This is a genomic window from Pseudomonas tremae (assembly GCF_001401155.1).
Taxonomy (GTDB): domain Bacteria; phylum Pseudomonadota; class Gammaproteobacteria; order Pseudomonadales; family Pseudomonadaceae; genus Aquipseudomonas; species Aquipseudomonas tremae.
The window spans coordinates 1-24,899 of sequence record NZ_LJRO01000074.1; the positions used below are offsets into that span (position 1 = coordinate 1).

Below are 24,899 nucleotides of genomic sequence, written 5' to 3' on the forward strand. Positions count from 1 at the left end.
TGTGGTGCGGATCAGCGGCGGGCTGGCTGGTCTATTCAAACGGCGGGCCAGCAAGGGGGCGAGGCTGGGTTCCTGCCGCGGCGCCAGCCACAGCGGCTCTTCCAGCGCCTCGGCCACACTGCCTTGCGGCCATACCTTGAATTCGGCCAGGCGCCTGAGAACCTTGTCGCGCGCCAGCTGTGCGCGCTGCGGGTGACGGTCCGGGCGCAAGCGGCTCGGCGCCTGCGGCAGCACCGCCAACAGTGCAGCCTCAGCGCGGGTCAGGTTCTGCGGCGACTTGCCCAGATACGCCCAACTGGCGGCAGCCACACCTTGCAGCGTGCCGCCGAACGGCGCCCGGTTCAGGTACAGGTCAAGGATCTGATCCTTGGATAAATGCCACTCAAGCTGCACCGTGCGCCATAACTGGCGAAGCTTGCCGGGCAGGGTACGTGAATGCGGATCAAGCAAGCGGGCAACCTGCATCGACAGCGTGCTGCCCCCTGAAAAAACCCGGGCCCCACTGAGGTTTTGCCAGCTGGCACGCCCCAGCGCCAGCGGGTTCACGCCGGGGTGGCGGTAGAACCAGCGGTCTTCGTAGGTCAGCAGCGCTTCCAGGTAATACGGCGAAACCTGTTCATGAGTGACCGGATAGCGCCAGACGCCGCTGGCATCGGCAAAGCGCCACAGCGGCGTGCCGTCTTCAGCCAGCACGACCCGCGCCAGATCATCCTTGGGTAGCGGCAGTGGCCACACGCGATCAGCCAGCCAGAGCAGCGCGATCAGCAGCAAAGTACCGCCTGCCAGCCATTTGAGTTTTTGCATGAGGCGCAGAAGAAATTCAGGTTTCAACACAAAGAGCCTTTATGATCCACGGAACCTGACACGCCTGGCGACGGCCAAAGCGAGCAGATCATCTTCTTCACGACCCCAATCAGGACGCACATATGCAGGTAGAAGGCTTTTTTGAATGGCTCGGACAAGCCATCGGCGCGGTGATTCGCTTCTTCATCGATGGCCTGGCGTGGCTGTTCAACGGGTTTACCCATGCCGGCGGAAACTTTGTCGACGGTCTGTCGCGTACGCTGGGCATGGACACCTCGCTGATCAGCATCGTTGCGCTGATCATTGGTCTGATGCTGCTGTATTCGGCCGTCAGGGCATTCATGCGTGCTTCGATCATCCTCGGGATCATTTGGCTGGCCCTGGGCCTGTGGTTGCTGAGCTGGATTATTCATTGATGGGTTGAGATGTCACCAGTGCGCTCCCTCTGCGGGAGCGAACGTGTTTGCGAAGGCTCTATTGCGACCGGTATATCTTCAGCAGATGTACCGGCCCTTTCGCGAACACGCGAAGCCTCGCCTGGTTCGCTCCCTCAGTTACACATTCGGATAAATAAATTAGCGATCATTTCCCCTTCACTACCATCTGCGCAGGCGTTTCACCCAGAGCCTGCCAGTTCGGGCGATACATCGACTCCACTTGCGGCGGCGGTACGCGGTAAGTGCCGGGCGTGACGGCCCGTGCCAGGTAGAGCAGATGCACGCTGCTGCTGCCGTCGATATCCAGCGCGGCCACGTAGCGATCGCCGCGGTATTCCTGATGCTTGATTCCGGCGTTTTCCATCGAAGCCCGGATGGTCTTCACCTCTTCGCTGGCGTCTTCCAGGCTGGCCGAGCTTTGCGCCAGGTTCTGGTTTTCCAGTTCCAGGCCTGCCGGCAGCAAGTCCACTACCAAGGCATCTGGCACACGCTGCTTTGCACCGATCTCCAGATGCACCAGCACCAGTTGCCCGGTTTTCAACGCGCCGACATTCAGCGGCGCGCCGCTCAGGTTTAGGTATTCTCGACGAATGCTCAGGTTCTCACCGCCGGACGCAGGTGCCTGGGCCGGATAGCCCGAGACCGTCAGCTGCTGATAGAGCGGCTCGCGTGCCTGGTTGTGAACCGACAGGGGCGAGGCCAGCAGAGCGCCATCCAGCTTGAGGCCTGGCTGCTTGTTGCTCAGTTCGCGGGTTTCGGTGCCGCTGGCGATACTTGCGGTCCAGTCCTGCTCCGGTTTGCTCAGCAGGTTACGACCGGCGAGGAACAGCGAGTTGCTTTCCTGAGTGGACAGGTAGCGGTTGGCCGCGACTTCATCGGCCAGGGCAAACAGACGCTCTTCGCGCTTGTCCTTGGCAAGGTCGTTCTCTTCCAGCAATGCAAGAATCAGCGCCTGATCGCGTAGCGAACTGCCATAGTCGGCCAGCCACTCGTTCTTGCGACCAACCGCCAGACCTGCAGTCAGGGCCAGATCGGCACGCGGCTTGTCGCCCATCTTCTCCAGCGCAACGGCCAGCTGCACCAGCGGCAGACCTGAGCGCGCATCGCTGCGGCGGTCGAACAGGCTGCGTAGCGCCGCCAGCGGCGCCTGTTGACTGCGCGACAGCACCAGACCTGCATACGCCTGGACCGCAAAGCGCGTATGTTCGGCGTTCTGGCTGTAATTGACCTGAATCTGCCCTGCATCCTGCAAATAGCGCAGCAGGCGTTCGTTGGCTTTTTTCAGCGCATCCGGCGGCACGGCAAAGCCCTGATCGCGGGCGCGCAGCAAGAAGTCCGTGACGTAGGCAGTCAGCCAGTACTCTTCTTCGCTGTCCGAGCCCCACAGCCCAAAGCTGCCGTTATAGCGCTGCATGCCCAGCAGGCGCTCGATACCGATCTCGACTTTGCGCTTTCGCTCGGCCTCCGGCTCGCCAGTCAGGCCCAGACGCTTGAGGGTTGCAGCGTCGGCATACAACGACGGGTAGAGGCCGCTGGCGGTCTGTTCCAGGCAACCGTATGGATAGGCTTTCAGTGCCCGGATCTGTTCGCCAAGGTTCAGCGGCGGACGGCTTGACAGCGACAGCAGCGCTTCACGTCCGGCAGGCTCGAAGGCCTCCAGCGCGCCTTCCGGCAGGCTCCAGGGCTGATCATTGAGAGTGGCACGGTAATGTTTGAGCATCGCCGGGTAGGCAGGACGCACGCCGACGGTCCATTCGCGGGTAAAGGCCGGCAGGTTTTCGCCCGGCAGATCGAGGCCTTCTACCTGCACCTTGATTTTGCCCTGACCCAGGCCGCCTTGCGCCAGCACTGGCACTTTCAGGGTGATGCGCTGGCCCTGTTTGAGCTGCAAGGGCTTGCTCTGATCACCCCCAGGGATGCTCAACTGGCCTTCGGCACTGATTTTCACGTCCAGTTTCTGCGCTTTGCCCGACAGGTTCGAAATATCCAGCGCAACGCTGGTCTGGTCGCCACCAGCCAAAAAGCGTGGCGTCGACAGTTCGGCGATGATCGGCGCAGCTACCACAGTTTTCGCTTCGGCCATGCCGTAACGGTCGTCGGTCCAGGCCTGAGCCATGATGCGCAGCTCACCGTTGAAGTCCGGTATATCGACGCTGGCTTCACCTTCGCCCGCCTCGTTCAATGTCACCGGCGCACTTTGCAGCGCGACGATGGTGACACTGGTATCCGGGCGTTTACCGCCCTTGGCCAGCGCATCGCCGCCAAACGCCATGCTGGCAAGACGACCCTGGCCCGCTTCGATCAACTGGCCATAGATATCCAGTTGGTCAGCACCGTACTGCTTGCGCCCGAACAGGCTGGCAAACGGATCGGGCGTTGCATAGCGGGTGATGTTGAGAATGCCGACATCCACTGCCGAAACCAGTACTCGTACCTCTTTGGGCACGCTGCCGTCAGCGTTTTTGGCGACAACCTTGAGCTTGAGCGGCTGTTTGGGACGCATCTTCTCGGGCGCGGTGACACTCAGCGCCAGTTTGCGCTGCGCGCGGTCCAGCGGCAGATGCAGCACGCCCACAGCACGCTTCGGCGTGACGTTGGCCTTGCGCTCGCCGGGACGAATCACCAGTGCGGTGACATACAGGTCATGACGCGTCCATTGCTTGTCCAGCGGGATTTCATACGACTTGCCTTCCGCAGGTACGTCGATTTCCTTCCACCACAGCGGGCCTTCGCTGGACTCGATCAACAGATAGCCCTTGCCCGCGGCCGGAGGCGTAACCGTCACTTTGGCGGTATCGCCATCGTTGTAGGCCGGTTTATCTAGCGCCAGCTTGACCTGATCCGGCCTGACCGCGCCGCCGTCGGTGTTGTCCTGCCAGCGATAGCCTGCCCAGAAGCGCAGGCTGCTGACCATGCCGGTGGACGGGTCTTCCACTTCTACGCGGTATGGACCCCATTCGACCGGGAAGCTGATTTTGGCGCTGGAATCCTTGGCGACAGTGAGGGTTTCCTCATTCAGGTTGAGGAATTTCTCGTTGAAATGGTAACTCCAGCCATCATCGGCCGAGTAGTTCCAGTAGTAGTCGCGGCGTTCACGTATCAGCCTGACCTTGACGTTATCAGCGGCCAGCTTGTTGCCCGCAGCGTCAGCCATCACGATTTCGAACTCGGCCGGGCCATCGCCATTGGTCTGGGCTTCGCCCTTTCCGGCTTCGTCGTCGTAATCGTCGTCGCCAGTGCTGCTGCCGAATAGCGCACGTACGCCGGGCAAATGCTCGGCGGGCCAGATTGGCTGCACCAGACGGCGGGTAATCGGACGACCGCCGGACTCCTGCAGGCTGGCCTGCAGAATCAGTTGCAGCGGAGACCGGGCCTGTGCCCATTGGCTCTGCACGGAGAGCGTCGCGTGACCTTCGGCATCCAGTGTGAAGGGTTCAAGCTCCAGGTCGTGCTTGAGGTCTGCTTCGGTGATCGAGCCGAACTGATAGCCCGGCAGTTTGCCCACCGCTTCGCGCAATGGACGGACGTAAACCTGGCCTGTCAGGGTGTTGCCTGAGGCTGGCGCGCCGTACAGGTAGCGCCCGGTGACGTCGAATTGAGGATTTTCAGCTGGCGCGACTGGCTCGTCGCTGCCTTTGAGTTCCAGCGCCAGGCGCTCTGGAAGAAAGTCTTCGACCTTGAACTCGTAGAGCTGAGGCTTGCCATCACCGAGGTCGAACACCAGCTGCCAGCGTCCGGTCGGTGCCTCCTCGGCAAGCTGCAATTGATATTGGTAGAAACCATTGCTGTCGGCTTCCCAGACAAACTTGCGGCTCACCTGATCGTCAGGACGGCGAACTTCGACGGTGATCGGTTGTGGTTTGACGTTTTTGCCATCGCCGTCGCGCAGCAGGCCGTTGAGCAGCACGGTTTCGCCGGGGCGATAGAGGTCTCGCGGTCCGAAAATGAAGAATTGCAGCGGATGTGCCTGCGGGCCGGAGATGTCGAACTCGGCCAGGTCCAGCGCCGAGCTGTTCAGGCGCAGCATGCTGGTCTGTTCATCCTTGTGCGCCAGCACCACCGCAGCCTTGGCAGGCAGCGGCAGTTGCGCATGGCCATCGCTGTCGGTCTTGCCCTGAGCGACGACCTTGCCACTGTCGTCATACACATCGACGTTGATATCGCCCAAGGCCTTGCCGCCCTCAAGCGCCTGAGTGAACACATCCAGGCGATTGCTGTAACGATGCACCGACAGACCGATATCGCTGAGGGTAAGCAGAGTGGCCGGTTGCGAGTAGCTGTAAGTGCCCGAGGCGCGCATCACCGCCAGGTAGACGCCTGGTTGTTGCAGGGCCTTGATACCGGCAATCGGCAGCAGTACGGTTTCGCGGGTATTGCGCGCGGGCTTAAGGTCGAAACGGCCGCTATAGACCAGATCGGCCATGGGCAGCAGTTCTTCCGAACTGTAGCTGGACAGGCTCGACGCGCCGTCCCATTGGGCAAGGAAGTTCGGCATCGAGTCGGGTTTGACCCGGAAGAACTCGACATCCACTTTATCGACGTTCAAGGCGATGACCGGCAGACCTTCAGCCAGTCGGGTCGGCAACAGGCTGCCACGGCTGGCAAAGCCGACGGTGGCTTGCAGGTCGCGGGTTTCCAGACGGCTGATGTATTCGTTTGCCAGTCCGGCCTTGTTGACTGCTTGCAGGCCTGCATCGACGGTCAGCACCAGCTTGCGCTGCGGCTCCAGATGGCGCAGACGCAGCTCCATGAGGTTGTCCGACAGCTCCCAGGCGCCATCGACCTTGCCGCTCTTGCTGTCCACCAGATGAAGTTTTTCAGCGAACTTCTGTTCCGGGTCCAGCGGCACGGAAAAGCTCACCGACAGCGCGCTGGCGCCGTCCAGCTGTATTTCCGATACGTCGATGACAGTCAGCTCACGACCCGCGTAACGCTTGCTGAGCGCAGCGAGGTCGACAGCGGATTTGGGCTTTGTATCGGTGATCGCTGCCTGTGTCGCAGGCGCCCCGGCGGCGGACGGTTTGTCCGTGCTGGAAGAATCACAGGCACTCAGCAGCGCGAGCGCGCAGGCCAGAAACAATCCTTTGTTTAACATGGGGCACTCGTCGGCAGCGGTGGAGAGGAGGCGACTATATAACAGTCGTGATGACAAGTATTACTGTCAGATTCAGCAGTCTGTGCCCGGACGCAGTTGCGCAGAGCGTGGGAAGGGTAGTCGGGATTATCTTTCCTTGCGCTCCAGCACAGGAATGCCTTGGCTGACGCTCTACGTCACAAATCTGCGCTTCCTCGTTACAATGCCCGCCTTGCCGGGAGTTCTTATGTCCACGTTGCTCACTGACTGGCGTCATCGTCCAACCCATCGTCGTGTCTGGTCGCTGGCGACGCCGATGATTCTGTCGAATATTTCCGTTCCGCTGGTGGCGCTGGTCGACAGTGCGGTGATCGGCCATTTACCCCATGCTCATCAGTTGGGTGCCGTGGCCGTCGGAGCGACGCTGTATACCTTTCTCGCCTGGGCGATGGGCTTTCTGCGCATGGGCACTACCGGTTTTGCCGCGCAGGCGGCGGGGCGTGGGGACAGTGCAGCGCTGCGCCGGATTCTCTTGCAGGGGTTGCTGCTGGCCGTCGGGTTGGCGTTCCTGCTGGGCGTTATCGCCTTGCCGTTCAGCCACCTGGCGCTGGCAATGATGCAGCCGTCTGCCGACCTGCAACAGATGACCCTGGATTTCTTCCACACCCGCCTGTTCGGTCTGCCTGCGGCGTTAGCCAGTTACGCACTGGTTGGTTGGTTTCTGGGCGCACAAAACGCCAGAGCGCCACTGGCCATTCTGCTCGTCACCAACCTGGTGAATATTGTGCTCAACCTCTGGTTCGTGATGGGGCTGGACTGGGGCGTGGTTGGCTCTGCACGTGCGTCCGTGCTGGCGGAATGGACCGGTGTGGTGCTCGGTCTGGTGCTGGCTCGCAAGACACTGCGCGCTTGGCCGGGCCGGATTGTATGGTCGGCCCTGAAGCTCTGGAGCAACTGGCGACCGTTGCTGGCGGTCAATCGCGACATTTTTTTGCGCACACTGGCCCTGCAATCGGTGATGTTTCTGATTACCGTGCAGGGCGCTCGTCTGGGTGACGCAACGGTTGCTGCCAATGCGCTGCTGCTCAACGGCCTGCTGTTGACGGCTCATGCGCTGGACGGGCTGGCGCATGCGGTCGAAGCGCTGTGCGGCCACGCCATAGGCGCGCGTGATCGCGACACCTTGCGGCGCTCGCTGGTAGTGGCGGGGGGCTGGTCGCTGATTGCCAGCGTGGGGTTCGCCTTGCTGTTTCTGATTGGCGGGCATGGTTTCGTCAGCCTGCAGACCGACATTCCCGAGGTCCGGGCAACGGCGATGACGTACCTGCCTTATCTGGCGCTGATGCCTTTGCTGGCTGTCTGGAGCTATTTGCTGGACGGTCTGTTCATCGGTGCCACTCGCGCCCGAGAAATGCGCAACGCGATGTTACTCAGCGCGGCAGGCATCGCGCCCTTCGCTTGGCTGGCTTCGAGCCACGGCAATCACGCGCTGTGGCTGACATTCCTGGCATTCACCCTGCTGCGCGGCCTGAGCCTTGGCATGATCGCCTGGCGTCTCACGCGCAAAGACGGATGGTTCGTTCACTGAGGCTTCGGCTTCGATTCTTCGGCTTCAGCATGTGTTTGAGGGGTGTGTTTGACGAACATGTCCACTTCGTCGGCCACCGGCGCCAGGCGACTCAACAGTTTGGCGAATGCGCCGACCAGCGTGCCGTGATTGGTGCGGGAGAAATACAGATCGCGCACCGGAACGCCCGCAGCACGCAGCTTTTGGGCCAGACCGCCGGTGTTGCGCTTGGGGTTGACCAGCGAGTCGGTGTTCGAGGCCATCAGCAGCGCAGGCGGCGCGTTGGCCGTAACGTGGTTGATGGGCTGCGAATCCGGCGGCGAGGCGGGAAAGAAGAACACCGGTTTCACGTCCGGGTTTTCGATGGGCAGGAAGTCGTAAGGCCCGGCCAGCCCGATCCAGCCGCTGAGAATGGAGGGTGATAACCCTTCACGAGCCAGCCAGCGAGGATCGAGTGCCAGCATTGCAGCGTTGTAAGCGCCTGCGCTGTGGCCCATCACGTATAGCCGGTCTGGGTCGCCGCCGTAGGTTTTTGCGTTTTTGTGAGCCCAGGCCAAGGCCTTGGCCGAGTCCTCCAGAAAACTCGGGTAACGCACCTGCGGATAGAGCCTGTAGTCGGCAATCACAACCACCATGCCACGTGCCGCTAGCGCTTCTCCGACGAAGGCGTAGTCGGCTTTCGAACCGCTGTTCCAGCTGCCGCCGTAAAAAAACACCACGACCGGCGCGTCGGCCGGTTTCGATTTAGGCGTGTAGATATCAAGCGAATTGCGCGGGTCCGGCCCGTAGGCGACGCCGTAGACGTGGTCGACCGGACCTGTCGGATTCAACGAATTAAGCAGCTTCAGCGGTGAACAGCCGGACAACGCTGCCAGTACTGCACCGGTCATCAGTGTCAGGAAAATCGCTCGGATCATGTAAAAGGGCTCTGGCAGGTAGTTCGGACAGTTCTGAGACAACCTCTCTGCGCCTCAGTGCCAAACAATTACCCCCTACGTCATTGGCTGGCTTCTGGATCACTTTCGATGTCGTTCGTTTTGCTGGTGAAGCTGATGCGCGGGCTGCTCAGCGTCATGCCGTCATGGTCGATGTGTACATGGCTGGCACCTGTGTCTACCGTCAGGCTGCTGCCTTCGTCGAGGTATACGGTTGGACCGTCGCCCAGTTGCAGCTCGGTCCCGGAGGTCAATGGCCAGTCGAGATGAATGTGCAGGTTGTCGATAGATTCTGAAGTAGCCTCGACAGGAACCTCGAGTGCCTGCTCTGGCATGTAACCGATGATCTGTGGCGGCGTTCGGTCGGCGTCGGGAAAGCCTATCAGCACGGCCATGCCGCTCCGGCATTCAAGGCTCAGGCCCGGAGCAAGGTGCAGCCAGCAGCTATCGGGTTTGCTTGCAGGCTGCGAGCACCATTCGAGGTGCACCGGTACGCGGCCCGAGGTATCAGGCCGTGTCGGTTCATCGCGGGTGCCGACGATCCAGCCCTGCTGCAAGGGCGCAACCGGATGGCGTGGCAGCGGTGCCGGCGTGCTGAACCCTGCTTCCCACGGTATGGCTTCAAACCGGTTCAGGTAACGTTCGGCTCCGCCTTCAGTAGCAGTAAAGCGGTGCCGGACCCCGGTGATCAGCCACAGACGATTCCAGCTTTTTTCCGGGTGCCCGGCCAGCGGCAGCAGTTGCCCGCAGGACACAAATGGCAAGGTGCTGCGCCCGGTGGCGTGCTGGCCTGCGCGGCTGCCGGGAACAGCGCTGTGCGCATCGGTGACGGCAAAGCGCGTCACCCCCGACTGCCCGGCAAACTGGCGCCAGGGTGCGATGGGGCTTCGCTGAAACCCGTGCAGGCCTGTGCCGAAAATCAGTTCGTGGCGGCGTCTGGAATGAATAAAGAGGTAGTGGATGTTTTCTTCTGCACACAGGCGCTGGACCAATTGCAGGTCGGACTCTTGATACTGAACGCAGCTTTCGCGTTCGTGGCAGTCGGTCCGCAGGTCAAAACGGAAGCTCTTTTTCAGGCCATGTTCTTCCATCACCTGAGTGATGATGCGAACGGCGCTCATGTGCTGGAACAGGCGCGAGTTGTGACGTAACCCGAGGCAGTTCAGACGTGGCCCCAGCCTCACGGTGTAACACTCCGGCCCGCTCTGATAATGCTTGCGTGTCGCCGCCTGGATCTGCCCGTGTGTGCCGTGCTGGTTGCCGAAGTTCAGGAAGGCAGGCAGGTACATGATGCTGGTCAGGTCCAGATAGAAGCCGTCGCCGATAATCTCTATCTCAAACAAAAACGGCTGGCTGATGGCTTCGGTCGCAGTGAATGAGAGCACTTCAAAACGGCGCTGCAGCCGGGCGATTTCCAGGCAAAGGAGCGGCACGCTGGCTGGGTCGGTCATAAAAGGTGTCTCTTCCGGGAATGCGGTCGAGGATTCTGGCGGAGAAGGCGGGTGGTGCAGCGCGAAGCGAGGTAGAAAAGGACGTTGCCTACAGAAATGGAGGCGGGGGACTACGCTGAATGGCTTGGCGAGCGGGACGAACGAGAAGCGTCCGGGGGGAATTCTCGTTCCCATCAGGCATGGGAACGAGAAATGACGAGCCTTTCCCTTAAATAGGGGGTCAGGACGACAGGTACGATGAACGCGTCAGCCCCAGACGCAAGGCGTCGAGGAAGTAGGTGCGCTCGCGCGGGGTGATCTTGGCGCTGGCGACTTTGTCCCGGTAATGGGTCATGAGTTCTTCCGGCGACAAATGCACGTAGCGCAGCATGTCTTCGATGGTGTCGTGGGTTTCGATACCGGCGTGGTAAACGCTGCCGTCCGGGTTCTGGTAGATGTTCACCGAATCGGTGTCACCGAACAGGTTGTGCATGTCGCCCAGAATTTCCTGATACGCGCCCACCAGGAAGATCCCCAGCAGGTAGTCTTCGCCTTCGTTCAGCGAATGCACCGGCATGCTGGTCTCGATGCTCTGCTCGTCGACGTATTGCTTGATCTTGCCGTCGGAATCGCAGGTCAGGTCCTGAAGCACGGCGCGGCGTACGGGCTCTTCGTTCAGGCGGTGCAGTGGCAGGATCGGCAGCACCTGGCCGATGGCCCAGGTGTCCGGCAGGCTCTGGAACACCGAGAAGTTGCAGATGTACTTGTCGGCCAGCTTGTCGTTGAGTTCGTCCAGCACCTGACGATGCGAGCGCTGACGGGCTTTCAGCGAGTTGTACAGGCGGCGGCAGACGGCGAAGTAGCATTGCTCGCCCAGTGCCTTTTCGGCCAGGCTGATCTTGCCGTCGGCATACTGGGCGGCGATGTCGCTCATGTAGTGCGTGGCGCGCCAGTAGGTTTCTGTGACCATCTCGATGTCGGTCGGGCCCAGCAGATCAACCAGCCATTGCACGGTTTCCGGCAGGCTTTCCTTGTCGGCGATTTCCGGAACTTCGTCGTTATGCTTCTCGACGTCGGTCACCTGAACCACCAGCATGGCGTGGTGAGCAGTCAGCGAGCGACCGCTTTCCGAGAAAATGTGCGGGTGCGGCAGGCCCTGCGCGTCGCAGAACTCCTTGAGCATGCCGACCACGACACCGGCGTAATCGTCCATGTCGTAGTTGATCGAGCTGGCGTTGCGCGAGTGCGTGCCGTCGTAATCGACGCCCAGACCACCGCCAACATCGATGTAATCCACTGGCAGACCAAGTTTGCGCAGTTCGCCGTAATAGCGGATCGCTTCCTTGAAGCCGTGCTGGTAGTCCGCCAGGTTGGCGATCTGCGAGCCCATGTGGAAGTGCAACAGACGAATGCCCTGATCCAGGCCTGCCTTGCGGAAACGCTCGACCACTGACAGCAATTGCGCGGCCGACAGCCCGAATTTGGATTTTTCACCGCCGGTGTCGGCCCACTTGCTGGACGCCAGAGAAGACAGGCGCACGCGAAGGCCGACCTGCGGGGCGACTTTCAGCTCGGCGGCTTCTTCGATGACCAGCTCGACTTCGGATTCTTTCTCGATGACGATGAAGACGTTGTGGCCCAGCTTCTGGCCCATCAGTGCAAGACGGATGAACTCGCGGTCCTTGTAGCCGTTGCAGACGATGGTGCCGCCTTTGGGAGCCAGTGCCAGCACGGCCATCAGCTCGGGCTTGGAGCCGGCTTCCAGGCCAATGGACACGTTTTGCGTGGCGATGATGTTTTCCACCACCGCTTCCTGCTGGTTGACCTTGATCGGGTACAGCGCGGTGTACTGGCTCTGGTACTCGAGGCGTGCAATGTTGCTGTCGAACGCCCCGGTCAGTTGACGCACGCGGTCTTGCAGGATGTCTGGGAAACGCACCAGCAAAGGCAGCGAAAGGCCGCTCTTGCGCAGGTTGTCGACCTGCTCGTAGAGGTCGATCGGCGAGCTGTCTGGCCCATTGGGACGAACTTCAACGCGACCGGCCTCGTTGATCGCAAAATAACCAGCGCCCCAATGGCGAATGCCATAAACGCTGCGGCTGTCTGCAACGGTCCATTGGCTGCCATCGTCTTTACGTGTGCGTCGTACGGACATCGAAGTCCCCTATAAAAAGTCGTTGCGCCAGCCTCAAGCCGGCTGGGCGCATTGTAATGAGTTGAAATGACGATTTGATTCGCGGGTTCAGCCGCCGGACTTTTTAGCCTTGAAGCCTTTCTTGACCAGCTCTGCCAGCAGTAATTCGACATGGTCGCCCTGAATCTCGATCACACCGTCCTTGAGCGATCCGCCAGTACCGCAGCGCTGCTTGAGGGCCTTGGCCAGCTCCTTGAGCGGCTCTTCGGCCAAGGGCACACCGCTAATGGTCGTGACAGTCTTGCCGCCACGCCCCTTGCTTTCACGGCGGACACGGGCAACACCATCGCCCTCCGGGAGAGCCGTCTGTTTGCACGTGCAGTCGGCAACGGGATGACGACAATCGGGGCAATGACGCCCTGCGTCGGTCGAAAATACCAGGCCACCCAAGGCAGCGAGGGAAGCGGCTTTTTTAGCCACGTAACATCCTCTTGTTGAGGACTGAAGACGGGTCGGGCCTTTAACAGCCATCGACCGCGAGGCCCCACTCTGGCAGGGGCAGCGCTACTGCAACGGCAGGGCCGATACAGTTTGAAAAGGTCGCGCAGTGTAACGGCAAACAGGCCCGTTGCTAAGGGGCGCAGGGTCCAATTTACTGAACCGCTGCTTTACCGGGCACTTCTTTACTGCCCCACCGGGATTTGCACCAGATAACGCTTCAGCGCAGCCAGCGAGTCCGGGCAGTAAGGCATTTGCCCGGCCTGACGCAGCACTTCAGGAACAGGCATGAAACGCGCTTCCTGCACTTCTTCAGGCTGGAGTATCAAAGGGCCGTCCCACACCGCCGAAAAGACCGCGCACCACAGGCGGTTACCCGGCTGATCAAAGAAAAACCGCTCATGTGCCTGCAACAGCACGTCACGTACACCCAGTTCTTCTTCCAGCTCGCGAGCAGCAGATTCGGCGTAGCTTTCATCAGGCTGGACCATGCCGCCGGCTGCCACGTCCCAGTAACCGGGATAAATAGCCTTGCTGAGGGTGCGTCGATGAACGCACAGTTCGCCTGCACTGTTGAACAGCAAAATGTACGTGCCGCGCCCGATCAGGCCTTGGTCGCGCAAATCGGAGCGAACCATCGGACCCAGCAGACGATCCTGCTCATCGACCCACGCGATTTGCTCGGCGTCCGAGGCGGCGCGGTGCGCGGCCTCGTTTGGCGGGATAGGCATCAGCCCTGGTTCAGCAACTGGCGAAGGTCGATCACGGCAGCATTGGCGCGTGAAATATAGTTAGCCATCACCAGCGAGTGGTTGGCGAACATACCGAACGGGCTACCGTTGAGGATCACCGGACTCCACATGGGTTCCTGCGAGGCCTCCAGCTCACGGATGATCTGGCGCACGCTGACCGTCGCGTTCTTTTTGGCGAGCACGTCCGCGAAGTCGACTTCGATGGCGCGCAACAGATGCGAAAGCGCCCAGGCCTGACCGCGTGCTTCATAGAACACGTTGTCAATGTGCAGCCACGGTGTTTCGACAATCTCTTCGTCCACCTGCGGCACTTCGCCCGGCTTGACTGAGATGTTGCTTTCGGTCTTCAGCGTACTGTTGAGCTTGACCCGGCCAACACTGGCCGACAGGCGTTGCGACAGCGAACCCAGGCGGGTACCGACATCGCCCAGCCAGTTGTTCAGGTTGTCGGCACGAGCATAAAACAGCGCGCCTTTTTGGTTGGGATCGGACAACCGCGCCTGATAACGGCTGAGGGCCTTTATGCCTTCTGCGTACTGAGACTCGCTGGACGGGAACATCCAGGTATCGTCCTTGACGTTGAAGAGCGGTTCGGCGCGGGCCAGATCGCTGTCTTCAGCAGACTGGGACTGCGAGCGGGCGAAGTCCTTGCGCAGCGCACGGCTCAGGTCGCGAACCTGGACCAGTACGCCGTATTCCCAGCTGGGAATGTTATCCAGCCATACGCCCGGCGGCAGCTTGTCATTCAGCAGGTAACCACCCGGCTTGTTAAGCAGGGTGCCGGCCACGGACTTGAGCGTCTCGACCGTGGTGTAGCCGATGACCATCTGTTTGCCTTCGCGCTCGGCTGCAGCCTGTGCATTTTGCTGCACAGGGAAGAGGGCGGGTTCCTTGCTCCAGTACCAACCGACCAATAATGCGACCAGCAGATAAATCAAGATCAGGGCGCCCAGAGCACGGCTGTAGAACAGGTTGCCCAGGTAACCGCGGCGTTTGACCGATGACGTATCAGCGGTGCGCTCACCCGCGCTGCCTGCGCGGTTTTTCCAATCCAGCATGGTAGGGTCCTTTCGATCTGATCTTGAGTTTAATGCTTCACGTGGTGTTCGACCGCAACCTTGTCTCAAGGTGCCAAGGTATCGAGTTTCAGGCTTGAAGTGGCAAGCCGGCAGGGCGATTTACTTGCAGCATTATTCTTATAGTCAAAGCCTATCAGCTCATTGATTTTGAGTAATGGCCAAGCGCCATCAAAATGTTGTCAAATAACTGGCTCACGACATCTTTAATGCGTATCCAAGGTGCTAGCATAGCGCCATCCTTCATCATGCCCAGCAAAACCACAGTAGCCCGAATATGACCGAGCCAGAAGATCCTAGCCGAGATCGCCTCAAGCATCATTTTGCACAACGGGTCATACACCAGGCGCGCCAGATTCTGGAAACGTGGCAGCGTCTGCAAAAAGCCGAGTGGTCGGCATGCCACATGGCTGAGCTCAAGGAATCGACACTGCGTCTGCAGCGTTTTGCCGAGCGTTTCGAACAGGCTGAACACATCGCTCTGGCGAACGAAATCTCTCAGGTGCTGGACGCCGTCGAAGCCAATCGCGGGCGCTTGAACAGCCACGTCATCACCGAACTCAATCGCTTGATGCAGCGGCTGTCGCGCACCGGGCTGCGGCATGGTGACAGGCTTGAGCAAACCTCGCTGCCTCCATTGCGCAAGCCTGTCTATATTGCGTTGCAGGACCATGAGCGCGCCGAGCGTCTGGCCAGGCAGCTCGAATTCTTCGGCCTGGCTGCCATGTCGTTGCACACGGTTAGCGATTTTTTGCACGCAATGGCTCAACGCCTTCCGGCGGCGATCGTCATGGATGTCGACTTCAATGGGCCCGGTCAGGGGCTCAAACTGGCTTCGCAGGCCCAGGAAGGGCTAGAGCACAAGCTGCCTCTGCTGTTTTTCAGTCTTAATGAAACGGACACGCCCACCCGGCTGGCGGCTGTGCGGGCGGGTGGTGAAGAGTTTTTGACCGGCACGCTGGAAGCTTCGAGCCTGCTCGAGAAGATTGAAGTGCTGACCTGCGTGGCCCAATACGAGCCTTACAAGGTGCTGATCATCGATGACTCCCGCGCTCAGGCGATGCACACCGAGCGCGTGCTGAATGCCGCCGGGATTGTCACGAAGGTCTTGCTCGACCCGATCAAGGCAATGTCCGAGCTGGCTGAATTCCAGCCGGACCTGATCATTCTCGACATGTACATGCCAGGCTGCACCGGGACTGAACTGGCCAAGGTCATTCGTCACAACGACCGCTACGTCAGCGTGCCGATCATCTACCTGTCGGCAGAAGACGATCAGGACAAACAGCTCGATGCCATGAGCGAAGGCGGCGATGACTTTCTCACCAAGCCGATCAAGCCGCGACACTTGATCACCACGGTTCGCAATCGTGCCGCCAGAGCGCGAAGCCTCAAGGCGCGGATGGTTCGCGACAGCCTGACCGGGCTCTATAACCACACGCATATCCTGCAATTGTTGGAAGATTGCAGTTTTAGAGCGCGACGCGAGGGCAAGCCGCTTTGCTTCGCCATGCTCGATATCGATCACTTCAAGAAGGTCAACGACAGCCATGGTCACCCGATGGGCGATCGGGTGATCAAAAGCCTTTCACTGTTTCTCAAGCAGCGCCTGCGCAAGACTGATTTTATCGGCCGCTACGGCGGTGAAGAATTCGCTGTGGTCATGCCGGACACCGATATCCATAGCGCTCACAAGGTGCTTGATGAAATCCGCCTGCGTTTCGCAGAAATCCATTATCCGGCGCAGCCTGCGGACCTGTCCTGCACCTTCAGCGCCGGGGTGGTGTCGCTTGGCGCGCATGTCGATAGTCTTAGCCTGGCATCCCAGGCTGACACGGCTCTGTATCGGGCCAAGCATGCGGGTCGCAATCAGGTGCATTCAGCCTTGGCGAGCGTGACGTTTCACACGGCGCGGTCGGAAATAGAGGCCTGAACCCGCTCAGCCCTGGCTTTCGGTCAGGTTATGCCGTTCACCGGACTGTCCCGGCGAAAAGGCCAGTGCCAGCTGGGTACGGTTGTGCATGTGGGTCAGGCGCAACACCTGCGATACATAAAGTTTTACAGTATTTTCAGTAATACCCAGCTCGCAGGCAATCTGGTAGTTGGTCAGCCCGGTGCTCACCAGGCGCGCCACGTCCTGCTGGCGGCGTGACAGCTTGGCCAGCGTTACGCGCATCTGCGCGTCGTTTTCCGGGCGTGGAGCGATTTTTTTCTCAGGCGGCGGCTTGCTCTGGACGTTATCCATATTTTGATAAATGTCCTCGATCGAAGCGGCCAGAAATCGCAACTTCTCGTTAAGCAGGCTTAATTGATGGTAATTGCGTTGCCGCTCGTTGAGCGCTTCGACCTGCAACTGGACGCCCTCCAGTAACTCGTCGAGATTCACCGGCTTCTGATAGTAATCGGCTATGCCGGCTCGCAAAGCCTTGATGACGTCCTTTTTCTCGGCTTGCCCGGTAAGCATGATGGCTTCGAACAGGTGCGACTTGCCGCCCGCCATCTTCATGGCTTCGACCATCTCGATACCATTCATGCCGGGCATTTCCAGATCACAAAGCACGATGCCGACCGTACTGTCATGAATGAAATGCTCGATGGCCTCAAGGCTGGAGTAACAGCGCACGCATGTATAACCATTGCCTTCCAGAAACTCGCAGAGTTCGTCGACAATTAACGGCTGGTCATCCACCACAAGCACTTTCATGTCCGGGAAGTTATTCACGTGCGACTCCATGCTGTTAAATTCAGTCAACCGTGACCTTTATCCATTCAGCAAACACCCACCGCAGAGTTGTTGCTGTACGCGACCGTACGTCAACGCAATGCATTAACCGTAGCTCTACTTTCCGACTATGTACATAGCATTGGTTTTACGTTCGATTAATGGAGCAGCCCGGCGCTGAGTAGCAGGCCGATCAATAAAAAGGGAGAAAAGGGAAGTTTGTCCGACGTCCTCGGGTTCAGGCAGGCGTAACGCTGCGTTACCCGCTGTGGCATGTGAGGCCATAGGTGTTTTCCTATAAAAAGCCACAGCAGCAGGGCGACGCCTGCGCTAACAAAAGTGCACAGCAGGTAGGCACTGTCGGAGGCAAGCGCCATGGCTGTCATCAGTTTGACGTCGCCAGCGCCCAGCCTGCCCATCATGTACCCGGGCAGCGTCAGGGCCAGCGCCAGTACCAGTGCCAGCCCAGCCTCGCTGGCTGGCGCACCCAGCCAGGCAACCCCTGTGAAACTCAGATACGCGGCGGCCAGCACCGCGCCGCCTATTGTCAGCCGGTTGGAAATTTCCTTGCGTCGCGCGTCCTGTTCGGCGCAAATTACAAACCAGGCCAGCAGCAGAAATAATTTCATCACGCAAAACATACCGGGTTCTCTAAAGAATCTATGCTGTGCTTAATCGCCAATGTCAGGGTAGACGTTGATATGAAAACCATTCCCATACATACACTGTACCGTCAGCAACGAGGGGCCGCCGCTATTGAATTTGCGGTGGTGTTCGTGGTGTTCTTTTCAGTGTTCTACGCGATGGTGAGTTACAGCCTGCCGTTGCTCATGATGCAGTCATTCAATGCTGCTGCCAGTGAGGCCGTGCGCCGAAGTGTGGCGCTAAGTCCGGCAGCTGCCAATTACAATGAGCTGCTGGTCGGTCAGGCGCAGAGTGCAGTGATGAACCAGTTATCCTGGATACCGCCCGCGCTGGGTTTCAGTGCCGATCACACTCATGTGACCTACACTGCGGGCGTGTTGACTGTCAGTATTCAGTATCCCAAAACCAGATTGACCCAAGTCCTGCCGCTGTTGAAGCTGCCCGGCGTCGGTGAGGTCCCGCGTCTGCCGACCTACCTGACTGCACAAGCGAGCCTGCAACTTGCCCCCTGAAAAAAATCGACTGAGCCGTTGGCTGGGCCGTGGCGAAACGCCGCCCGCAAGTCAGGCGGTGCCCGCTCCGAGCGAACCCGAACCGATCGGTGCCGACCTTTACGTGTTGCTCGATGACGAGGGCGCGATCAAAAGCGTCAGCCCGCACCTCGCGGCACGACTGGGCCTGGCTGCGCCGGCCTCTTCGACGCAACGGTTAATGAACTTGCTGTTGCCCAACAGCGCGCTGGTGGTTGAAGGCGTGCCGTCTGACTGGCAGGGGCATATGCTCGATCTGGATTTCAAAAGTGCTGACGCACATACCTTGCACGCCCGTGGATGGGTGCAGGCGCGGGGCAAAAGCTGGTTGTTGCAACTGCTTGATATCAGCGACCTGATGGAAGAGGCCAGTGCCGCCCGCAGCCGCCAGCAATGCTTGCGTTTTGCCGGGCAGATGGCCGAGCGCGTGCGTGTTTGCAATGTCGATCGCTTGACGGCTGTGGTCACCGAGCAACTGGAAGAGCTGGCGCAGTTGTGGCGCATCCCCTGTGTGGCGCTGGTTTTACCCGAGGTCAGTGGCGTTGGCTGGCGCGTCTATTGCCAGTACAGCGCGCATACAGCGCCTGAGTTATGGCAGGTCGGGCAGCGCTTGGGCATCGCGCTGGATATGTTCGATGCCGATGCCACCCGCCAATTGAGATTTGCTGACGGCATCGATCAAGGGCCGCTGCAAAGTGCCTTCGGTAACGCTGATGGTTTTCTGATCCCCCACAGCCGCGACAACGTTGCCAAGGCCTGGCTGATGTTCGGCTTCTACAATCCGCAGCAGCAGGCGCCGGACCTCGGGGAGCGCGAGTGGCTTAACCTGTGCTCTGCGCTGGCCGGCCCGGTGCTGTTCCGCTTGTCCGAGCAGCACAACCGTCACCATGTAGAACGTCTGGCGGTACTTCAGGATTTGCTCGGCACAGGCTGGTGGGAACTGATACCGGCCCGCGACGAAGTATTGCTGGCGCCGCAACTGGCCCGCAGCCTGCGCCTCGGCAACCGGGTCGAGAGCCTGTCGCGTCCGGACTGGCTGGCGCTGATTCATCCGGCCGATCGTCAGGAGCTGTCCAGTCGTCTGGCGCAGTTGCGTGACAAAGGCACGCCGCTGCTGCTCTGCGTTCGTCTGGCACAGAGCGACCCAGCTCAGGACATCCTCTGGTTCCGGATTCAGGGCCAGGCGTTGATCAGCGGGCAGGTGCAGCGTGTACTCGGTTTCATGCTGGATGTCAGTGACATAAAAAATCAGGAAACCGAGGCAGCTGCGGCGCACGCCAGGCTGGACAATCTCATCGCCAGTTCGCCAGCCGTGATTTACGTGCAGCGTTACGACCACGGCAATCTGGAACCAACCTTTTTCAGTGACAGCCTCACGCCTCTGCTGGGCTGGACGTTGGCCGAGTGCGTCGAGGGGCAACTGGCGGAATACATTCACCCCGAGGACCGGGACATCTGGTTCGAGCGCACCCGGCAATTGCTGCGAGAAGGGTTGGTCAGCAGGCGCTACCGTTTGCGTGACAAGAGTGGCAACTATCACTGGCTGCTGGACGAGGCGCGATTGCTGCGTGACGACCTCGGCATGCCGGTGGAAGCAGTGGGTCTGTGGCTGGATGTGACCGAAGCAACGCTGGCGGCCGAGCAAGTGCGCCAGAGCGAAGAGCGCTACCGCATTCTGGTCGAGGATTCTCCGGCGATGATCTGCCGCTATTCTCCGGACCTGGTGCTCAGTTTCGGCAACCGGCCGTTGGCCAACTACATGGAATGCACCCCCGAGCAGCTCACCGGCGTCAATCTGGGGGACTGGCTATCGGCAGAGCAGCGCGAGGCGTTCCTGCGACGAATCGGCCAGTTGACGCCGGAAGCACCGCTGAGCACCGAGGAGATCTGTATCGAGTTGCCCGGTCGCGAGTACGCCTGGTGGGTATGGGCCGACCGGGGGATATTTGATGAGCAAGGCACTTTGGTCGAGGTTCAGGCCGTGGGCCGCGACAACACCGATGTGCGCCGCTCCAGAATGCAGTTGAACCAGAGCGCGAAGATGGCGACTTTAGGGGAGATGTCCACCGGTCTGGCTCATGAGATCAATCAGCCGCTCAATGTCATGCGCATGGCCGTGGTCAACGTTCTCAAGCGACTGGGCCGTGGCGACGTGGATATCGACTACCTTACCGAAAAACTCAACCGTATCGACACCCAGGTGCAGCGCGCTGCGCGGGTGGTGGATCACATGAGGGTGTTCGGTAGGCGTTCTGAAGTCGAGGAGCAGCTGTTCGACCCGGCGCAGGCGGTAGAGGGCACGACCTCCATGCTCGCCGAAGGGATGAAGGGCAAGGGCGTGCAGTTGCGGGTCGGGAGCATGATCGAAGCCGTGCAGGTTCGCGGGCATGTCGATCAGCTCGAGCAGGTGCTGATCAACCTGGTGGTCAACGCCCGCGATGCCTTGCTGTCACGCCGTGAAAAAGACCGGGATTTCGAGCCGTGGATCAGCGTTGACGCCGAGCGTGATGAAAATATCATTCGGCTGGTGGTCCAGGACAATGGCGGCGGCATTGATCCGCGTTTGCTGGAACGCATCTTCGAGCCGTTTTTCACCACCAAGCCGGTGGGTGTCGGGACCGGCTTGGGGCTGTCCGTCAGTTACGGGATTGTCGATCAGATGGGCGGCCAGCTCAGCGTCAGCAATGTGGACGAGGGCGCGCGATTCAGGATCGAACTGCCGATATTCAATACCGTCTGAACGGTCATCTAGCGTGGTGTTTCAGAAACACCACGCTAGATGACAAGCGTCGCCTGACCCAGATTACAACTCAGGTTGGCGCCGACGTCGGCTGGCGCTATACCTAAGCCGAGGGCTTGAAACAGTGGGTCGACTGCCGAGGTCAGCAGCGGCTTGAGGGTGTTTTCGACAATGCCGTCCAGCGCCAGGGTCAGGCTGTTCAATATCGACGCTGTGCCGTTGATGACGGTGCCTAATACGGTGCCTGTTGCAGATTTGTAGACATTCACCTTGACGCTGGATACCACGCCGTTCAGTACGCTGCTGGGTGGTGTGGTTGCGATACCTGTCTGGAAATGCGGGACCTGGGTTATTTCCGGCAGGTTGGGCGTGCTGAAGGTCCTGTCGGTTGCCGCCGGACTGCTCAGCTGCGATTGGGAGACCGGGTCGAAGCTCAGGCCGATGCCGCCACCACCAAAAGGGACGCGCGCGGCACACGTTCCCAGTCCCGGAAGGCCCAGCGGTTTCTGGCAGACCTGGGTGCCGATATCGATCACCGGGATGGGCAGGGCTGTGACTGTCGAAGGGTCGACGCTCGCAGGGAAGGCATTGCTGTCGCTGATCTGCCCGACCTTGGCACTGAGCAATGCCGCTTCGGTGTGAACCTTGAGCGACTTGACCGTATTGCTGGTGCAGGTGAATCCGGTGACGTAGCTGTCGGCGCTGGCCAGCGACAGGCTCAGGTCGATTTTCGGCCCGGCGCTCGGCGAGGTGCTCGAGGTCAAAAACTTGATGTCGGTGACCATGCAGCTGGTCAGACCCAGCGCGCACGAGGTTGAGCCCAGCACGCCGGCAATGTTCAGGCCCAGAGCGTTGTTGAGGACCGGCGTCAGGCTGCCGACCACCGAGCCAGCCGTATTGACCAGCGAGGTGATAGTGCCTAGTACCGGCAGATTGATCGACACCAGCGCACGCATCTGTGCGGTACGTACGTAGATCCGGTTGGCACCGGTCCTGGGATTGAGCGGGTCGATCATGCTCGGGTCGCCGATGGCAGACAACTGAGGCGGCTCAACCACTTGAATGCGCGTTGTTATTTGCGCCAGACCCGCCACATTGATCTGCGTCGCGGCCGAAATGCCATTTTTATCGTTGGCCAGTTGCGCGATCCCCTGAACCAGGTCTATCAGGCGCAGCTTGGTGTTCAGAGCCGCGATGTCCGGGCTGCCTTGTATCGACAGCAACTCGCCCAGCACCACTCGGGTTGTGCCGCTGGCCAGCTTCAGTGCTTGCAGGCCGGCAATCGTTGCCGTCCCGCTCAGGGTGCCGCCAGGGTCAAGCACATTGATGGCGGTCTGGATCAACTGACTGACCGAAACGGAGGTGGCCAGTACATCGTTGTAGCCCACAGCCGTTACGTTGAGGTCGGTCTTGAGACGGTTCAAGTAGTTCAGAAGGCTTACATCGGTACTGGCGATGCCTTGCCAATTGGCGATGCCGAGGTTGAGCGAGCCGCCCAGCAGGCTGCCGATGACCGGGTTCAGAATGGCTGCACGGGTGCTGTCCACTGTCACCGCGGCGCTGCGAATGGTCAGCGCCGCCAGTGGCGCAGCACTCACGGCGACCGCCGTGGCGCTGAGCGTGATGTCCGCAGGCGTCGGCGTGCTGTCGAACAATGCACCGATACCCGCTGCAATGCTTCGTGGCACCGGGTGTGCCGCGACCACCTGAATGGCCTGAGTCTGGGTGGAATCAGCAACAAATACGCGTTTGCTCAAAAGGCCGAGAGCCAGGGCGCCGCACCGGATCACAAGAGTCCGGCCATCGGTATTCGGCGTAAAACCGTTGCGGGTGGCGCTCTGGTTGGCAAATTCCGGGGCTGTGGCCGCGCTGCCACAGGTGCCTCTGCGTCCGGAAGCTTCCAGCGCCGCGATGTCCGCGATGCGTTGCAGCGAGCGCTTCTCCAGATACAGCCTGCCGCTGTCCACTACCACCAGCGCGCACAGCAGCGCCAGGCCCAGTGTCAGCGCCGCCATCAGGCCGATTGCGCCACGCTGTCGGGCGGGTGTCGCTGTGTAATGAATCAGGTCGGACATCAGCACTCCTTCGACAACGCTGTCGCTCACTCGCCTGCTTCAGGGAGTGTAGTCAACGCGTCGAAAGAGCAATGGCAAAGTGCCGGATTTGCCAACGAGTGCCCGGTTGCACGGGCACCGTCTGGCTGAATGAATCGGCCGATGTTGCTGTTCAAATGCCGCTTAGTACTGGTAGCGCAGCACGGCATGCGACAGGGCGCGAACCGCAAATATACCGAGCAGCGCGGTCATTGCCGGCACGATCAGCCACCAGACGCGTACCGACATGGCAGGCAGGGACTGCTCGCGCTGAATGAACGCCAGGCTGGCCGCGCAAACGCAGAAGGCCAACAGCATTCCTGCCAGAATGTCCGTCGGCCAGTGAACCCCCAGGTAGACCCTCGACAAGGCAATGGCCAATGCCGGGATGCCGCCCACCAGCATCCAGGTCAGGCGCAAGCGGACCGGCTGGCCACGTCCGGCCAGCACGGCAAGCGTCATGAACAGCGCAAAGGCCGCAGAGCTGTGTCCGCTGGGCATGCTGTAGGTTGTCAGCGGGTCTACCAGCACTTCAGGGCGGGCGCGGGCAAAGAAGGTTTTCAGTACGCCGTTGGCGGCAGCGGTGCCCAATGTGGCTGCCAGGGCGAAGGCTGCATGGCGCCACTGCCTGGCGACTGCCAGTACTATGACCAGCAAGGATGCCGCCAGCAACTGGGCTTTGAAGTCACCGATGCTGGTGACGAACAGCACAATGTTCTGCGCGGCTTCGCTGCGGTGTTCCTGGATGAGTTTCATCAGGCCATTGTCGAAATCCGCCAAGTAAGGCCAGCCGATGAACAATGCTGCAACCAGTGTCAGGCTGAGCGCGGAGATCAGCTTGGTGGCGTAGCGTTTCTGGCGAATGCTGCTTTGAATGCTTAGCCCGAAGAGAACCGCAAGCCCAGTGCCGACCACAGCAGCTTCAGGCCAGAAGCCCTCCGGCAATGGCAGGCGAATGGCCGCACCGGCCGCCCAGCCCGGCATCAGATAGGCAATCGACCAGCCAGCCGCAGCCAGCACGCTGACGGCGGCGAAGCGCGGCAGCGGCATGTCGCACATGCCGGCGATCATCGGCAGCATGGGGCGCAAAGGGCCGATAAAGCGGCCAACCAGCAGGCTGGCTATGCCGTAGCGATGGAAGTAGCTCTCGGCACCGGCCATCCATTCGGGGTGCGTGCGCAGGCCCGGTAGTTGACGGATATTCTGATGAAAGCGGCGGCCGATGAAGTAAGAGACCGCATCCCCCAGCAGCCCGCCAAGAAAGCCCAGCAACAGCACTTCGCTCAACGGCAGAATGCCACTGCCAGCCAGGGCTGCGATGGCGAACATGATCACCGTGCCCGGCACAACGATCCCGACAATCGCGACACATTCCACAAAGGCCACTAAAAAGATCGCCACCGCCACCCAGGAGGGGTTCGCCGTCAGCCAGCCGGTCATGCCATTGAGCAGGTCGCCCATG

Annotated in this window: 17 protein-coding genes; 5 read left to right on the plus strand and 12 right to left on the minus strand. The window is 60.3% G+C overall.

Going from position 1 to position 24,899, the window contains the following annotated elements; all coding sequences use genetic code 11:
* Window positions 1–831 (minus strand): transglycosylase domain-containing protein (locus ALO43_RS05245; protein ID WP_174518490.1); only part of this gene is annotated, 831 nt, incomplete at its 3' end.
* 95 nt (window positions 832–926) lie between these two features.
* On the opposite strand from ALO43_RS05245, the gene ALO43_RS05250 reads away from it, so the two are divergent.
* Window positions 927–1,220 (plus strand): hypothetical protein, encoded by a 294-nt coding sequence (locus ALO43_RS05250; RefSeq protein WP_005888694.1) that lies wholly within the window; start codon window positions 927–929, stop codon window positions 1,218–1,220.
* A 166-nt stretch (window positions 1,221–1,386) separates the two neighbouring features.
* Here ALO43_RS05250 and ALO43_RS05255 read toward each other — a convergent pair whose 3' ends face one another.
* Window positions 1,387–6,336 (minus strand): alpha-2-macroglobulin family protein, encoded by a 4,950-nt coding sequence (locus ALO43_RS05255; RefSeq protein ID WP_054997212.1) that lies wholly within the window; start codon window positions 6,334–6,336, stop codon window positions 1,387–1,389.
* A gap of 226 nt (window positions 6,337–6,562) precedes the next feature.
* Between ALO43_RS05255 and ALO43_RS05260 the strand changes: the two genes are divergently transcribed.
* Window positions 6,563–7,903 (plus strand): MATE family efflux transporter, encoded by a 1,341-nt coding sequence (locus ALO43_RS05260; RefSeq protein WP_054997213.1) that lies wholly within the window; start codon window positions 6,563–6,565, stop codon window positions 7,901–7,903.
* On the opposite strand, the gene ALO43_RS05265 is transcribed toward ALO43_RS05260, so the two are convergent.
* From ALO43_RS05265 to ALO43_RS05290, 6 genes are all read right to left on the minus strand, one after another.
* Window positions 7,897–8,799, minus strand: coding sequence for an alpha/beta hydrolase (locus ALO43_RS05265; RefSeq protein WP_054997214.1), 903 nt, complete (start codon window positions 8,797–8,799; stop codon window positions 7,897–7,899). The genes ALO43_RS05260 and ALO43_RS05265 overlap by 7 nt on opposite strands.
* An 80-nt stretch (window positions 8,800–8,879) precedes the next feature.
* Window positions 8,880–10,268 carry a type VI secretion system Vgr family protein gene (locus ALO43_RS05270; RefSeq protein ID WP_053481353.1) on the minus strand — a complete coding sequence of 463 codons (1,389 nt, stop codon included), beginning with the start codon at window positions 10,266–10,268 and terminating at the stop codon, window positions 8,880–8,882.
* A 220-nt stretch (window positions 10,269–10,488) separates the two neighbouring features.
* The gene (speA, locus tag ALO43_RS05275) at window positions 10,489–12,402 is read right to left on the minus strand and encodes an arginine decarboxylase (protein WP_005888700.1); all 1,914 of its coding nucleotides are present in this window, start codon (window positions 12,400–12,402) and stop codon (window positions 10,489–10,491) included.
* Window positions 12,403–12,489: 87 nt separating this feature from the next.
* Window positions 12,490–12,861 (minus strand): translation initiation factor Sui1, encoded by a 372-nt coding sequence (locus ALO43_RS05280; protein WP_005888701.1) that lies wholly within the window; start codon window positions 12,859–12,861, stop codon window positions 12,490–12,492.
* Window positions 12,862–13,064: 203 nt separating this feature from the next.
* Window positions 13,065–13,610: an NUDIX hydrolase gene (locus ALO43_RS05285; RefSeq protein ID WP_054997215.1), complete on the minus strand. Its 546-nt coding sequence runs from the start codon at window positions 13,608–13,610 to the stop codon at window positions 13,065–13,067.
* Window positions 13,610–14,689: a DUF2333 family protein gene (locus ALO43_RS05290; RefSeq protein WP_005888703.1), complete on the minus strand. Its 1,080-nt coding sequence runs from the start codon at window positions 14,687–14,689 to the stop codon at window positions 13,610–13,612. The genes ALO43_RS05285 and ALO43_RS05290 overlap by 1 nt, the downstream gene beginning before the upstream one ends.
* 295 nt (window positions 14,690–14,984) lie before the next feature.
* Between ALO43_RS05290 and ALO43_RS05295 the strand changes: the two genes are divergently transcribed.
* Window positions 14,985–16,640, plus strand: coding sequence for a response regulator (locus ALO43_RS05295; RefSeq protein WP_054997216.1), 1,656 nt, complete (start codon window positions 14,985–14,987; stop codon window positions 16,638–16,640).
* 6 nt (window positions 16,641–16,646) lie between these two features.
* Here ALO43_RS05295 and ALO43_RS05300 read toward each other — a convergent pair whose 3' ends face one another.
* Window positions 16,647–17,441, minus strand: a complete 795-nt coding sequence (locus ALO43_RS05300; RefSeq protein ID WP_201769831.1) for a response regulator transcription factor — start codon at window positions 17,439–17,441, stop codon at window positions 16,647–16,649.
* Window positions 17,442–17,587: 146 nt separating this feature from the next.
* Window positions 17,588–18,058, minus strand: coding sequence for a prepilin peptidase (locus ALO43_RS05305; RefSeq protein ID WP_054997226.1), 471 nt, complete (start codon window positions 18,056–18,058; stop codon window positions 17,588–17,590).
* A 72-nt stretch (window positions 18,059–18,130) separates the two neighbouring features.
* On the opposite strand from ALO43_RS05305, the gene ALO43_RS05310 reads away from it, so the two are divergent.
* Both ALO43_RS05310 and ALO43_RS05315 read left to right on the plus strand, forming a co-directional pair.
* Window positions 18,131–18,586 carry a TadE/TadG family type IV pilus assembly protein gene (locus ALO43_RS05310; RefSeq protein ID WP_005888708.1) on the plus strand — a complete coding sequence of 152 codons (456 nt, stop codon included), beginning with the start codon at window positions 18,131–18,133 and terminating at the stop codon, window positions 18,584–18,586.
* Complete coding sequence (locus ALO43_RS05315; RefSeq protein WP_005888709.1) at window positions 18,576–21,344, plus strand: PAS domain-containing sensor histidine kinase; 2,769 nt, start codon at window positions 18,576–18,578, stop codon at window positions 21,342–21,344. The genes ALO43_RS05310 and ALO43_RS05315 overlap by 11 nt, the downstream gene beginning before the upstream one ends.
* Before the next feature lie 35 nt (window positions 21,345–21,379).
* On the opposite strand, the gene ALO43_RS05320 is transcribed toward ALO43_RS05315, so the two are convergent.
* Window positions 21,380–23,419, minus strand: coding sequence for a pilus assembly protein TadG-related protein (locus ALO43_RS05320; protein WP_005888710.1), 2,040 nt, complete (start codon window positions 23,417–23,419; stop codon window positions 21,380–21,382).
* Between the two features lie 162 nt (window positions 23,420–23,581).
* Window positions 23,582–24,898 carry a bifunctional DedA family/phosphatase PAP2 family protein gene (locus ALO43_RS05325; RefSeq protein ID WP_024670323.1) on the minus strand — a complete coding sequence of 439 codons (1,317 nt, stop codon included), beginning with the start codon at window positions 24,896–24,898 and terminating at the stop codon, window positions 23,582–23,584.
* Window position 24,899: the final 1 nt, after the last annotated feature.